This window comes from Citrobacter sp. RHBSTW-00524, assembly GCF_013747755.1.
Lineage (GTDB): Bacteria > Pseudomonadota > Gammaproteobacteria > Enterobacterales > Enterobacteriaceae > Citrobacter > Citrobacter braakii.
Genome location: NZ_CP056421.1, coordinates 3,240,748 through 3,254,352 on the forward strand (window position 1 = coordinate 3,240,748; position 13,605 = coordinate 3,254,352).

General features: G+C 51.4%; 11 protein-coding genes. All 11 read right to left on the bottom strand.

The genetic code is table 11. The features are described from left to right. Nucleotides 1-64 precede the first annotated feature (64 nt). The 11 genes from HV229_RS15725 to HV229_RS15775 all read right to left on the bottom strand — a co-directional run bounded on the left by HV229_RS15725 (nt 65) and on the right by HV229_RS15775 (nt 13,604). A complete protein-coding gene (locus HV229_RS15725) occupies nt 65-838 on the bottom strand; it encodes a hypothetical protein (RefSeq protein WP_181545828.1) in 774 nt (257 codons plus the stop codon). Further along, complete coding sequence (locus HV229_RS15730) at nt 831-2,006, bottom strand: lipase family protein (protein ID WP_249417755.1); 1,176 nt, start codon at nt 2,004-2,006, stop codon at nt 831-833. Before HV229_RS15730 ends, HV229_RS15725 begins: the two co-directional genes overlap by 8 nt. Then, the gene (locus HV229_RS15735) at nt 1,988-2,968 is read right to left on the bottom strand and encodes an IS5-like element ISKpn26 family transposase (protein WP_000019445.1); all 981 of its coding nucleotides are present in this window, start codon (nt 2,966-2,968) and stop codon (nt 1,988-1,990) included. Before HV229_RS15735 ends, HV229_RS15730 begins: the two co-directional genes overlap by 19 nt. Nucleotides 2,969-3,008: 40 nt before the next feature. Continuing rightward, nucleotides 3,009-4,046 (bottom strand): hypothetical protein, encoded by a 1,038-nt coding sequence (locus HV229_RS15740; RefSeq protein WP_249417756.1) that lies wholly within the window; start codon nt 4,044-4,046, stop codon nt 3,009-3,011. After that, nucleotides 4,036-4,488, bottom strand: coding sequence for a hypothetical protein (locus HV229_RS15745; RefSeq protein ID WP_181545830.1), 453 nt, complete (start codon nt 4,486-4,488; stop codon nt 4,036-4,038). Before HV229_RS15745 ends, HV229_RS15740 begins: the two co-directional genes overlap by 11 nt. After that, nucleotides 4,485-7,358, bottom strand: a complete 2,874-nt coding sequence (gene vgrG / locus HV229_RS15750) for a type VI secretion system Vgr family protein (protein ID WP_249417757.1) — start codon at nt 7,356-7,358, stop codon at nt 4,485-4,487. The genes HV229_RS15745 and vgrG overlap by 4 nt, the downstream gene beginning before the upstream one ends. Before the next feature lie 205 nt (nt 7,359-7,563). Continuing rightward, nucleotides 7,564-8,028 (bottom strand): putative T6SS immunity periplasmic lipoprotein, encoded by a 465-nt coding sequence (locus HV229_RS15755; protein ID WP_181545832.1) that lies wholly within the window; start codon nt 8,026-8,028, stop codon nt 7,564-7,566. Continuing rightward, nucleotides 8,022-8,549: a type IV secretion protein Rhs gene (locus HV229_RS15760; protein ID WP_094762129.1), complete on the bottom strand. Its 528-nt coding sequence runs from the start codon at nt 8,547-8,549 to the stop codon at nt 8,022-8,024. Before HV229_RS15760 ends, HV229_RS15755 begins: the two co-directional genes overlap by 7 nt. A gap of 14 nt (nt 8,550-8,563) precedes the next feature. Beyond that, a complete protein-coding gene (gene tssH, locus HV229_RS15765; protein WP_181545834.1) occupies nt 8,564-11,212 on the bottom strand; it encodes a type VI secretion system ATPase TssH in 2,649 nt (882 codons plus the stop codon). Nucleotides 11,213-11,385: 173 nt separating this feature from the next. Next, on the bottom strand, nt 11,386-11,877 hold the full coding sequence (gene hcp, locus HV229_RS15770; RefSeq protein WP_024558534.1) for a type VI secretion system effector Hcp: 492 nt from the start codon (nt 11,875-11,877) through the stop codon (nt 11,386-11,388). Nucleotides 11,878-11,882: 5 nt separating this feature from the next. Then, nucleotides 11,883-13,604: an OmpA family protein gene (locus HV229_RS15775; protein WP_181545836.1), complete on the bottom strand. Its 1,722-nt coding sequence runs from the start codon at nt 13,602-13,604 to the stop codon at nt 11,883-11,885. Between the last annotated feature and the right edge of the window lies 1 nt (nt 13,605).

Consider the following 13,605-nt stretch of genomic DNA (forward strand, 5'->3'; position numbering starts at 1 on the left):
CAGGTATGCAGTTATAATAATTAATTGGCCTGATAAATTTAACAGGGGAAAACCTGTATCATTTTTATTTTTCAATCTTCATTTTATCAACTTTATCAAAATCAGGAAATACAGTACCATCGGATGTAACACTGCCATCTGGATATATTAATTTAGCGTGAACACCCTTTATTTTTTTTCCGGGTTCAATATATCTAATTATTTTACTTTCATCTAATAACGGTTCAAATTTTATGTTGTTTGCATTAGCAACCTGATACAAAATAAAGTCATGCCTACCTAAAAGAGTTAAGTCATTCCTGTTGCGTATTAATTTCCACTCTATTATATATGGGTAATATTTTGGTGATAAATTCAAATCCCCTTTCACAATTCTATATTGTCCATTTCGAGAAGCATCACCATCAAAAGCGAGCGACACCCCTACCGCAGTACCGGGTACAAGATCCTTACCAAGATGTGTCGCATCAATATACTCGATACCTAAATTGACCGCACTCAACGTCCATTTACACGAGCCTCCGCCAGTCATAGCAACTTTTGCTTTCCAGATATCCCCGCTCTCTTGCTGCATGGGGATCCCAATAACGTTATAGCTGGGTTCTGTGATCACTGAGCCATCAAACCCGCTGATTCTCTTTTTCTTGCATTCATACGAGATGTATCTGACTTCGAGCGGAAACGGTTTCGTATACTGAGACGGGTTTTTCACTTCAATATTGACCCATTTTGTATCCGCCGGTGGAGATAACGTTTTGTTAACAGCTCTACTTATGCTGCACCCTGATGATGAAAACAACACCAATGAAAGCAGAATGATTTTTGATTGATTATACATTTTCCATTACCTCTTCTCCGTATTGAGCAAACCGCAAAAGCGTATCGTTGCCAGACGGCTTAGACAACGTAGGGGAAAGCGATACGCCAAGCAGACCTTCTATATTCAGAAAGATATTATTCCTTGCTAACTCTTTCTCCGGTATGTCATTTTTATTTTCTTCCATCTGCTCCCTGAATAAATCAATGTTATACCGATGCTCAGTAAAGGTATGCTTTTCCACTATCCCGGCATTATCAATCAGCTCTAACACCTTGTTATACATATAGGGCATATAAGAGGTCATAAAGTGATCAAACAGATTTAAATTAACGCCTCTGTCCGGATTACTGCCTTTGGGGAAAAAGTCAGTTAGATCTGCCTGCGTTAACGACGCTTTAAACTCTTTCTGCTTCTGACCAGCCTGCTGCATATCTTGTTCCGCCAGCCCAGGCACCAGGTAAAGTTTAGCTTTAAGGGGAAGTGATTTTCTGATGGTAATACACCCTGCCGGCGTTGGCAGGTCTCTCTTGCACTCATTCCATTCCCGACTCTGGGTGGCAGTGAGAAAGGCCACCGTATTACCGTGGTGCCAGAAGCAGTCTCCCCACGCAACCATCTGGTAAGCGAGAAGTTCACCCACTGACCAGAAAAAGCCCAGAGTACCGCCAAACCATCCCCAGAGTTTGTATAGCTCATTATCCAGGTTGGCTTCTGCCGGGACCGCAGGAATCGGGTCGTTATCATTAACATGGCGGAAATGGGTAATCTCCGATAGCTGCATTACGGCATCGCGTGTAAAGGTTCGTGGCATTCCATAGGTATGAAGAACTGGATTAACATTCATTAATTTTACCGTATGAATTAATGCCAGCGCGCCCCCTAAGCTATGACCGCAAATAAATAACTCACGCCCACCTGCCAATTGTTCAAATCTTGAAATTTCTTTACTAAATTTTTTTTCAACTCGGTTATATCCACTCCAGAACCCGGTATGTACTTTTCCAGCAGGCAGTAAGCTAGGGAAGGTGCGAATAAGCAGGTCATTTCTTCCCAAGCTGACTCGCTGATTAAAATTTCGCGGATCTGGGCCGATTTTTTTCCCGCAAACACATCGAATCAGCCTATTTAGGCTATTTTTTCCACCATTTCTGGCGTTATTTCCGGTTTTTACTGAGATCTCTCCCACTGACGTATCATTTGGTCCACCCGAAACAGGTTGGCCAGGGTGAATAACATCGCCAGTTGGTTATCGTTTTTCAGCAGCCCCTTGTATCTGGCTTTCACGAAGCCGAACTGCCGCTTGATGATGCGAAACGGGTGCTCCACCCTGGCACGGATGCTGGCTTTCATGTATTCGATGTTGATGGCCGTTTTGTTCTTGCGCGGATGCTGCTTCAAGGTTTTTACCTTGCCGGGACGCTCGGCGATCAGCCAGTCCACATCCACCTCGGCCAGCTCCTCGCGCTGTGGCGCTCCTTGGTAGCCGGCATCGGCTGAGACAAATTGCTCCTCTCCATGAAGCAGATTACCCAGCTGATTGAGGTCATGCTCGTTGGCCGCGGTGGTGACCAGGCTGTGGGTCAGGCCACTCTTGGCATCGACACCAATGTGGGCCTTCATGCCAAAGTGCCACTGATTGCCTTTCTTGGTCTGATGCATCTCCGGATCGCGTTGCTGCTCTTTGTTCTTGGTCGAGCTGGGTGCCTCAATGATGGTGGCATCCACCAAAGTGCCTTGGGTCATCATGACGCCTGCTTCGGCCAGCCAGCGATTGATGGTCTTGAACAATTGACGGGCCAGTTGATGCTGCTCGAGCAGGTGGCGGAAATTCATGATGGTGGTGCGATCCGGCAGGGCGCTATCCAGGGATAATCGGGCAAACAGGCGCATGGAGGCGATTTCGTACAGGGCATCTTCCATGGCACCGTCGCTCAGGTTGTACCAATGCTGCATGCAGTGAATACGCAGCATGGTCTCCAGCGGATAGGGCCGTCGGCCATTGCCCGCCTTGGGATAAAACGGCTCGATGACAGCGGTCATATTCTGCCATGGCAGAATCTGCTCCATGCGGGAGAGGAAAATCTCTTTTCGGGTCTGACGGCGCTTAGTGCTGAATTCACTATCGGCGAAGGTGAGTTGATGGCTCATGATGTCCCTCTGGGATGCGCTCCGGATGAATATGATGATCTCATATCAGGAACTTGTTCGCACCTTCCCTAGTACATTGTGTTTTATCGATATCACAAACTTCAGAATTTACTGGTCTGAACGCAAGATCCGTCCCCACATCAAACACACTGGCCGTTCCACGCCAGGCAACGATCATCTTATCTGCGTTATAGACATAATAAAGCTGCGTATCACCGTCTGCCTTTGTTGCAGCAGTATCGACATCTATCTGAACTTTATTCTTGTCTACCTTAGGCGAAGTATCTTTTGAGGTGTCCATAAATACCGGGGGATGATACCGCTTACTATAGGGAACATCCTGCACCAGCATATTCCATGCAGAGCCGTCTTTATAAAGCTGGGGTAAGCGGGAAAGCTCCTGACACTGGTTAATAAAAAAGCGCGTAATTGATACCGTGTCCAGAGTACTGTCATCGGCATAGGCAAGCGTTGCTGCCGCTCCAAGGTTAATGCCATTTGCAATGGAATAGTCCTTTTGATGATGCAGAACAAGCTCCCAGGCTCTGAAGGGACATATTTCAATAACGTGTCGCTTTTCAAGCTCATTGGTTCTTATAATCATCCCTTTCATAATTTTCTGTTGAGGGAAATGGAATGGCGGCCAGACTTCCCCCTCTCTTAACTCAACAGAAGGAAGCGTCCGGCAAAGTTCACCGATAACGGCATAATGCCAGATATACCCTTTTTCTTCAGCTTCAGGACGCACAACAGAATCATTTTCCGCATCCCTGCTAACACGCAAGGCTCGCTTTTCCATTTCCGTAGCCAGCTTATTGCCATCTAACATCAGCCTCAGCTCCAGACCGTGCGGCATGTCGACCCTGATTAGCCCGTCAGCATCGCTCTGACCAGAATAAGTGAATCCCTCTACCGGCCCGGAAACAGGATGAGTACTTTCCACAGTCCATGGCATATTCACTACAGGAGCGCCCTGCTCATCGACCAGTTGGATTTCGACCCAATACGGTTTCTGCCTTCCAGACACCGCGACAGCGTTACTATGAGTAATAGAGGTGACCAAAGAATTATTCGACATGAGCCCCCCCTTTCTTTTTTATATTCTTGGTTAGCATAAAAGATAAAAACTTAGTGAATTCAGAGAACACAAGTAAAATAATAATAAACACTATGCTATTAAAATGGGACTGTTTCAATAGCCAAGGGATAACGGAAATAGATGGGACAATCAATAGCAATCTAAATGGTATTTGCAAAAACACTAAAAACCGTATTTTACCCCAATTTATCATAAGAAGAATAGCAGACATCACTATAGATATGTTCAACATCATTGATAAAGCAAACATTAATAAAACCCAGCCTCCACCGCCATACTCGGAGTAAATCTGGTTGAAATTTACAATATCATCAACAAAAGGAATACGTCCCTGTTCTATGTTTAACCAAATAAAACGGATGACATAAAAAACATCCATCCCTCCCCAGAATAAACAGACTTTACTGAATTTTAGTTTCATTTGCTATCCTTGGTCTCATAGAGTTCATCTGCTACAACTGGCATCCAGTGCCATGATGTCCCACTAACTTGCCATGCATCATCCCCCTCAAGAAATGTTTGCGTTATCCGTCTCTGCTCTCCATAACGATGAACCGCCGAATTATTTATCGTATTTTCATCAGCATCAGAAGGCAAAGGATTCCATTCTTGAATTTTATCCCGTTTTGTGTGCATAAAATCTTTACCTTCAGTAAAAAATGCTCTTCCAGAATCACCCATCGATGTAAGTCGATTGATAGACATGATGGCAGCATTTTTCAAACCATGATAATCATGTTCTACAGTAATCCAATGCCCAGGTCCTTCATCCTTTTGCTCACGTGGAAACTCAATTTTTACATTACCAGGTGTCGATGAGTAAAACGGTGCAGTCTTTCCTGACGAGTCAGATATTCCTTCAAGCACCTCGCCATCTGGAGAGGTTACTCTATAACTGGTGAATGGTTTGATATCCCCTGATTCAGGATCGGTTACAGTAAACGTTCCGCCATACCCCTTAGGGAAAGTAAGAGGTGGAGTATCAAGTGTTGCAGGCCCCGTCTGGTTAACATTGGCGGCTTTTAGCAAAATATTCCCCGGGCATCCCAGCTCAATATTCCCGCCGCTAAGCTTTATATAAGCGCCCCCACAACTTAAAACCAGCTCCTGGCTGGCATTTACCTTCACGCTTCCCTGACCACTGGTGATGGTGATGTCCTGTAGTGCAGAGACATTCATGGCATCCCCTTGTGCCTGAATATCAACTTTCCCTGCCCCAGCATACATTTTCATTCCTGCAGCCTGTGCAAACAGGCTTACAGCCTCGCTGGCAGCAACAGTGAAAGACCGCCCGGCACTGATATCCGTGTTTTTACCTGACATCAGGCCAATACTTGCTCCGCCTGAAGCAAGACGAACAGCCTCAGGACTAAGAATGCCGATTCCGGCTGGCGCACTGACCAGCATTCCTGGCATTTTTAAATATTTCAGTGAACGGTTTAGCGTCTTCTGGCTGTCGATATCAGATACCGTTGCCTTCGCGTCTTTCACCGCAGCCTGCAAGCTTCTTGCCAGCGTGAGAGCCTGTTCAAGCTGTTCAATAGCACTGTCCATTTCAAGCATTTTACTGCCGACATCAGGTTGCGCATCTGCGGTAAGTAACACCCCCTTCCCACCGCGAACGCTTACCCAGTCATTCGTACGCAACTCAGCGCCCTCACCGCGAAGAACCCTGCTCGCGTTGACGTTATGCCCTAAATTAAGCTGGGTCTTGCCCCCGTACTCGGTACTCAGCTTAACGTGCTCTTCACCCCGCTTGTCCTCCATCCGCAGCTTGTTCAGGCCAGCGGTACGGATGACATTGCGTGTACTGTTGGCTTCAGTGACGTGGTCAACGTGGCGGGAATCGTGCAGGGCATGGGCTATGTACGGCCGGTCCGGGTCACCTTCGTGGAACGCAATAGCAACTTCGGTGCCCTGTATCAGCGGGAAGTGGAAGCCGTATTTATCACCGCCGTAAGGCTTGGCAAAACGCACCGGCATACTTTCCATGCCCTGACGCTTGTCGTCGCGGTCGGCATCAAATTTCACCCGGTACATGCCCGACGCATCCTGCCAGGCGTAGATGTCGTTCTCTTTGGCGCTGGTCACGCGGGCCGTCAGCGTGCCACTCACCTCCGGGCGTTTTTTCGCGGCAGGACGCCAGCAGCGGTTCTCGTAGTACGGCATCCCCTCCCACATTACGATAAGGGCATCTTTACGACTGGCTATATAGCCCGTGCGGGTAATGATGATACCGTTGTCCGCTTCTGATGGCAGTGTCGGCGGTACTACACGTTCACTGATGGTCAGTACCTGGGCCGGAGAAAGCAGGGCATCATTACTGCAGCCGCTGATAGTCGTCTGTCCGGACAGAAAACGCTCATGTTCAAGGCGTGCCCAGAAGTTGCCGGTTTCCGCTGAAGGTGCGATTTTGTCACCACGTTCAAGATGACGCGGCAGGTAGTGATAAACCTCACCGTAGGTCACACCGTCACCGTCGCCACGAGTCATGTCCGCCGGTACAGAAATCAGGATATTCTGTGCTTCACGGTGATTGTAATCACTGGCGGTAACAGAACGCTCAACCACGTTCTGTCGGACGTTAACGCCCCACACCGAGTCAGTAGCATTATCATTCATCCCTGACGGGCTGCTGAGCGGCAGAGACTTACCGAACGTCCATGCGCTCTGCTTGTCTGCGAAATGCACCACTTCGGTTTGCGTGTCCGGCTGCAGAGTGAAAAAGTAGAAAATCCCCACTTCGGCCAGAAGACGCTCAATGAACGCGAGGTCATTTTCTTTGTACTGATTAATCTGTTCACGCTTCGGATAGTCGGCTTTGAGGGTGAACTCATACTCCCAGCCTTTCAGGCCATGTTCCTGCAAAACTTCGGCGACAACTTCCGGTACCGACTTATTAACGAAAAAGCGATGGGTACGGAATTGCTTGCGCAGCAAAGACAAGAACGGCTCAATAATAATCTGATACGTCGCCTGATCACGTGAGCCACTGATACGCTTAAAATGCGTCACCACGCCATGTACTACTTTCTGCCCGGTCAGCCCCATCAGCGGCCCTGTCCCCATGGTCAGCGTAGCCGGCTTGGTCAGCAGTTGCTCTGAACGGATATTCTGATCGCTGCTGGTAAATATGATGGTATAGGTATAAAGCTCGCTCATGAACTCATTACCGTTAAATTCTTCCACATCCAGTGCTGCAGTACAGGACGGTATATCCAGACGGTAACGGTTGAGCCCATCTTCAGTTAGGGCCGACAGGGTGTTCTTGAACGTATCGGTCAGACTCATGATATCGACTCCATGGGATAACCTGCTGTTTATGACTTTCTTGACGAAGGGCAAGTAGCAGATTTAATCAGGGGTACTCAGCGAGTACGAAAAAGTTATTACAATTCCAGCCCCAACAGCGCAACGAGGGCTCTAATCAATTATTCAGGCATTACAAAATTGTTCATGCTAAAGAAAATTACTTACTTCCCGAGACTGGCATTCATCAATTCTTTATCATTTCATCATACGGCCTTAGGATCTCCATATCGTTGGGTCGTATGTTATGAACCCCCCCTTTACTCACTTCAAGTGCTGAAACAATACGTCGAGGACGGTCCTCATGCCTTAATGAGGCAAAGCTTGCTTGAATGAAATACTGACCATCTTTATTAAAATTATAAAAAGATGGTGGAATGCAAAGTAATTCATTACTTATCCGTAACTGTGGGCTAAATATTATTTTTTCATCTTTTGATTTTGTTCCCCGAGGGTTAATAGATATGTACTTTAATACATAGTCATCGCCACCATTGACAGAGAAGCAAACACTCCCATCATTAACAATGATATGCCCCTCTTCATCTGGCAGCAGTCTGTCGCCAGGCCCCGGACATCCTGTTAAAGTTTGCAAACATATAACAGCAAGCAGGCTTGCACGCAGAACCCGAAAAATGTTCGTAGTTACCATGGAAAACCTCTTAACGCGTTTTTATATCCTTGCTTAATGACAGATTCAGAAATATCACCATCCAAAGTTATACTATGGTCAATCCTCAGTTTTAACCAGCCATAATACCCTTCACTTTGCAAAGCAAAATTATCAGCAATGATTTGTGCTTGCTGCTCCATTGAATATTCGCTCAACAGTCGTCCATCGAGCGTATACCGATAGCTCACCAGCCAGCTTATCAAGCCTCTGGCAATGACGTTCATTCCCCGCTCTCTATGCCAAACATGACTCATTTCGTGAATAAATAAATGCCGCAAAAATGGTAAGCTTTCTGAAAAGTCATCGCGATACCAATACCTGAAATATATTTCACCATTAGGCGTCATGGCTGTATGTTCATCCTGTAACCCAAATGGCAGATAGCTACCGCGATGGATTTTTACCTTTTCGTAATTGATCCGGTTACCAAATACCGTTCTGGCTAAGGCGATTTCCCCTGAGGTCAGTTTTCTGACTGAATTGGGGTCATAAATGGTCATTCCCTGCCTCCGGGTTAGCGTTCAGCCGCGCCTGAAAATTCAAGCCCAATCCCTTCTTCCTCACCACAGCCGAGGGTCAGGGAGTGTGGTTTCTGTTTTGCCGCCATATGGCTTAGCAGTTGCTGGCTCAGCACCGGCAGAATTTGTTGATTGAGCAGGCTGTCGACGTTACGCGCCCCGGTATCCGGCAGCAGGCAGGCGGCGGTCAGCGCGTCGTAGAGACTCTCTTCAATATTCGTGGTCAGGCCGTAGTGACGGTTGAGGCGTTTGCTCACCTGCGCCAGCTTCATTTCCACTATGGTGCGCATGGCGGCCTTATTCAGCGGACGGTAAATTACCGTCTGGAAACGGGCCAGCAGTGCCGGCTGGAAGTGGTTGCGCAGAGTCGGGCGCAGCAGTTCCTGCAGGTCGCCTTCGCTGGCCTCCGGCTGTTCGTCCAGCAACTGCATGATGTGGTCGCTGCCGAGGTTCGAGGTCATCAGAATAACCGTGTTGCGGAAGTCGATTTCGCGCCCTTCGCCGTCGCGCATAAAGCCACGGTCGAAGACCTGGTAGAACAGGTTCATCACGTCGCGGTGCGCCTTTTCCACTTCATCGAGCAGCACCACGCTGTACGGGCGCTTGCGGACCGCTTCGGTCAGAATGCCGCCCTGACCGTAGCCGACGTAGCCCGGCGGCGAGCCTTTCAGCTGGGACACCGTGTGCGGCTCCTGGTACTCGGACAGGTTGATGGTGATGAGTGACTTCTCGCCACCGTACAGCACATCCGCCAGCGCCAGTGCGGTTTCGGTCTTGCCGACACCACTTGGACCGACCAGCAGGAACACACCCTGCGGACCGTTTTCTGACGTCAGGCCCGTTTTGGCGGCACGCAGACGCTGTGCAATGGCATTAAGAGAAACATCCTGACCCACCACACGTTTGCCAATTTCGTTTTCCAGGGTCAGCAGTTCGGTCTGCTCGTCCTTCATCAGGGAAGAGAGCGGCACGCCGGTCCAGTCGGCAATCACATTGGCGACGGTGCGGACGTCCACATCCACCGACAGCAGCGGGTTGCTGTGCTGTATGCCGTTCAGCGCCTGTTGCAGCGCGTGCGTCTCACTCTGGCGGGAGATGTCCTGGCGGCTTTCCAGCAGTTGTTCGGTGAGTTTCAGCTCCTCGCCGTACCGGGCTTCCAGTTCGTCAAGTTCAGCGATAAGGTCCTTCTCTTCCTGCTCAATGGCGGTCAGGCGTTCGCCGTGGCTCTGATTGCCGACTGCGATATCTTCCAGCAGCGCCTGCTTCTCTATGTCCAGCGAGGTCATCAGCGCGCGAATACGGGTCAGCGGCTCCGGCACGGTGTCGAGGCTCATGCGCACGCGGGCGCTGGCCGTATCGAGTAAATCGACGGCCTTGTCCGGTAGCTGGCGTCCGGTCAGGTAACGACGGGACAGCGTGACGGCGGCGCGTACCGCATCGTCAGTAATATGCACGCCATGGTGTTCGGCATAACGGGATTTCAGGCCACGCAGCATCAGGCAGGCCGTATCGTCATCCGGCTCGTCGACTTTCACCATCTGGAAGCGGCGCTCAAGAGCCGCATCACGTTCAAAATATTGTTTGTATTCAGACCAGGTAGTGGCGGCGATGGTGCGCAGTTCACCGCGGGCCAGTGCCGGTTTCAGCAGGTTGGCCGCATCCGCGCCGCCCGCCTGGTTGCCCGCGCCGATAATGGTGTGTGCTTCATCGATAAACAGCAGAATGGGTACGGGCGAATGCTGCACCGCATCAATCACATTTTTCAGACGTTGTTCAAATTCACCTTTCACACCCGCCCCCTCCTGCAGCAGGCCGAGGTCAAGGGTACGCAGGATGACTGGCTTGAGCGATTCAGGCACGTTGCCCTCTGCAATACGCAGCGCCAGGCCTTCAACCAGCGCGGTTTTGCCGACGCCCGGTTCACCGACCAGGATCGGATTGTTTTTGCGGCGCCGCGAGAGAATATCCACCATCTGGCGGATTTCCGTGTCACGGCCGAACACCGGGTCAATCTTGCCCTCTTTCGCTTTGGCAGTGACGTCGAGCGTGAATTTATCCAGCGCGCTCTGCAGCGCCGGGGTCAGTTCCCCCTCTTTTACCTTCGCGCCGACAGGACGCCCGACGAACTCCACTTCTCCACCATGGCTCTGTGCCAGTTCGGCTTCCTGCTGTACTTCCGGGCGTTCATCGGACTGCGCGTCGAGCAGCGGGCGCAGGCGTTCCAGTTGGCTCTGCCCCAGGGTCAGCAATGGCCACAGACCGTCGCAGTGAGCAAGTCGTGGATTTTCCGTCAGCGCCATCAGCAGATGCACGCTGCGGATGTGTTCTTCGCCAGCGAGGGAGGCCAGTAGCCAGGCTTCCTGCAGCAGTTTCTGAATATCCGCGGATAGCTGCGGGCGGCTGCGAACCGAACGCGGTTGATTATCCAGCCAGCCGAGCAACGCCTGCCACAGTGCATCCATATCCCACTCATAACGGCGCGCCAGCACCGTCAGGTCGCCCTCGCCCTGCTCCAGCAGTTTCAGCAGCCAGTGCTCAGGCAGAATTTCTGCATGGGCGCGGGTCTGACAGAGCGAAGCCGCCCCTTCCATCGCACGGGCACAGTAAGGGTTCAGACGTCGTAACAGGATGGCTGGATTTTCCATGAATCTCTCTCTTTGTCGGTTCCTGGACACGCTACCGCCCATCGCTGTTTTCCGTGAAGGGGACCAAAGCGCATACGGTCAGGCTGGCAGTTTGTGGTTTCTTTGCTGAAAACCCGTTTCAGACAGGCTCTCAGCAAAAAAAATGCGGACAGGAAACCCTGTCCGCATCAGGCTTACGCGGTGGCGCGTTCGTTCCAGGAATCGGAATGAATGATGTTGCCGTCTTTGTAGGTCCAGGTGATTTTTTCGTAGCGCAGTTCAATGCGCTCAAGGTGGTTGTGCTTCTCTTTAGAAGGATCCTTGATGTCATACATTTCAGGATTCACTTTCACCACTTTCACGTTTTCCAGTTTGGTGTTGAAGTACTCCACTTCCTGACCCGCGTCGTTGATTTTGTACCACTTGAATTCCGCAGACTTGAGGGTCTGACCGGTGGTCACAGCCTTGTACAGGTACGGGCTGGACGAGTCGATTTCCTTGGTGAACAGGAACGGGGTGTGGATACGGGTACCGGTCAGCTTGCCGGTGTTGTTGTCGGTCGGGATGTACAGGTTATGCTCCTGAGCGACAACCTCGATGCTGCCTTCACGATCCTGAACGTCCACAGAACCTTTAATGTCCGCGCCGCCGTCGTCTTTCAGCCAAAGATAAACAGGAATTGCCATGTGATTTACTCCATTACAGTTTTATCTGCGCCATCATCCGATGACGCCTGGGGATTGCCCGGTATCTGACAGGCATCGGCCTGCGGTACCAGACTGATTTCGACACGACGGTTAAGTGCGCGCCCTTCCGGGGTGTCGTTCGTTGCGATCGGGCGGCTTTCGCCATAGCCCTGCACCGCAAAACAGCTCTCCGGCACATCGCCGGTGTCACGCATCCAGTTGCGTACCGCTTCGGCACGTTTCAATGAAAGCGTCTGGTTCAGTTTCGGGTTGCCGGTGTTGTCGGTGTGACCTGACACCACAATCAGCCAGCCCGGTTTAGCTTTGATGCCAACCAGGGAGGTCACCAGCATTTTGGTGGAGCCCGGCTTGAGGTCGGATTTACCGGAATCGAACAGCGACATGCTGTCGAGACGAAGGGTTTTCGGACCCTGAATGATTTTCTTAATGATCGGTGGAGGCGGTGTCGGAGGTGCCCAGTCACTGACGGCGGCCTCAACGGACGGAACCAGGCGCAGCCCCTGATACAGACCCAGGCGGTAGCGCAGTGGCTCCCCGCGGCGCTGCCAGTCGTCCAGCAATGCGCCATCAGCCCGCAGCCGCTGCTGTGCTCGCAATTTCGGTGCAACAGGCTCACCCGTCAGTTGGTGATACAATGCAAGGTGATCGCCAACATTACGGATAAGGCGCTGGTTGTTCATCCAGGACGCGAGCATGGCAAGTGCCAGAAAAATCCCGCCCAGTAATCCGGCATAGCCCCAGAACACCATTCTGCGGCTGACACCACGCCGGCGTGGCAACGCCGGCAGCAGCAGTTCAGGCAGCGGCAGTGGCTCTGTGGTGACAACGGCATCCGGTGGCAGCGCCGTCACGGAAGTGATGTGCTGTTGCCAGAGATTGCCCGCGATACCGCTCACCGGCACCATGCACATGCCCTGCACACAGGGTTTCATCACCGGCAGCTCACCCTGTCGTACCGACAGCAGGTCAGTCACCGCGCTGTTCTGCCAGGTAAGCAGACTGTCCAGCCACAGGCCCTGACTCAGACGCGAAAGACGCCCGTCTGAGTCGGTCTCCCGGGTCCACCCCGTCAGTGACACATTGCCCTGACCGGGCTGATATACCTGAATACCGCTCCGTTGGCTGACCGTGGTAAACCAGACGGGCTCTGCCTCCACGCAGGCCACAGGAGGCGATACCCAGGTCACAGTCCACAGCGGGGGGAGAGTGCCAAATGCCGCACTGCACTGGACGACAGCCCGCTGCCAGCCCCGAAGATTCTGGGTAAAATCATCGCAGGAGGTGTGCTGTTCAGGTACCACCGCCAGCATGACGGAGATTTGTGACACCAGGGCCGGGCGCACCAGGCTCAGGTGCTGTGCCAGAAGTGGCAGTTGTTCCGCATCCTTCACCCACAGATACCAGCCCTGCCGGGTTTCCCGGTGACGGGAACCGGACACAAACAGCGGGGCGTTGTCACCACAGACGAGGATAACCGCCCCCTGAAAATCTTCCGGCGGCAGGTTTTCATCCACAATTTCCCGGACAGCGCTCGCCCGCGCCTGCGCAGCCCGACGCTGACGCCAGAACATCACTCCGGACACCAGAACAATCAGCAGGCTGAGAGCCACACGGCTGCCTGTCGATAGTGGCCAGAATCCCAGAATGAGCCACAGCGCCAGTACGGCACCCAGGGCAGTTAACAGACTTCGGTACGCATCCCGCATC

Coding starts and splice junctions, on each gene's coding strand:
- HV229_RS15735 (WP_000019445.1), bottom strand. CDS start 2,968: ATGAGCCATCAACTCACCTTCGCCGATAGTGAATTCAGCACTAAGCGC.
- HV229_RS15725 (WP_181545828.1), bottom strand. CDS start 838: ATGTATAATCAATCAAAAATCATTCTGCTTTCATTGGTGTTGTTTTCA.
- HV229_RS15740 (WP_249417756.1), bottom strand. CDS start 4,046: ATGTCGAATAATTCTTTGGTCACCTCTATTACTCATAGTAACGCTGTC.
- HV229_RS15775 (WP_181545836.1), bottom strand. CDS start 13,604: ATGCGGGATGCGTACCGAAGTCTGTTAACTGCCCTGGGTGCCGTACTG.
- tssH (WP_181545834.1), bottom strand. CDS start 11,212: ATGGAAAATCCAGCCATCCTGTTACGACGTCTGAACCCTTACTGTGCC.
- vgrG (WP_249417757.1), bottom strand. CDS start 7,358: ATGAGTCTGACCGATACGTTCAAGAACACCCTGTCGGCCCTAACTGAA.
- hcp (WP_024558534.1), bottom strand. CDS start 11,877: ATGGCAATTCCTGTTTATCTTTGGCTGAAAGACGACGGCGGCGCGGAC.
- HV229_RS15745 (WP_181545830.1), bottom strand. CDS start 4,488: ATGAAACTAAAATTCAGTAAAGTCTGTTTATTCTGGGGAGGGATGGAT.
- HV229_RS15760 (WP_094762129.1), bottom strand. CDS start 8,549: ATGACCATTTATGACCCCAATTCAGTCAGAAAACTGACCTCAGGGGAA.
- HV229_RS15755 (WP_181545832.1), bottom strand. CDS start 8,028: ATGGTAACTACGAACATTTTTCGGGTTCTGCGTGCAAGCCTGCTTGCT.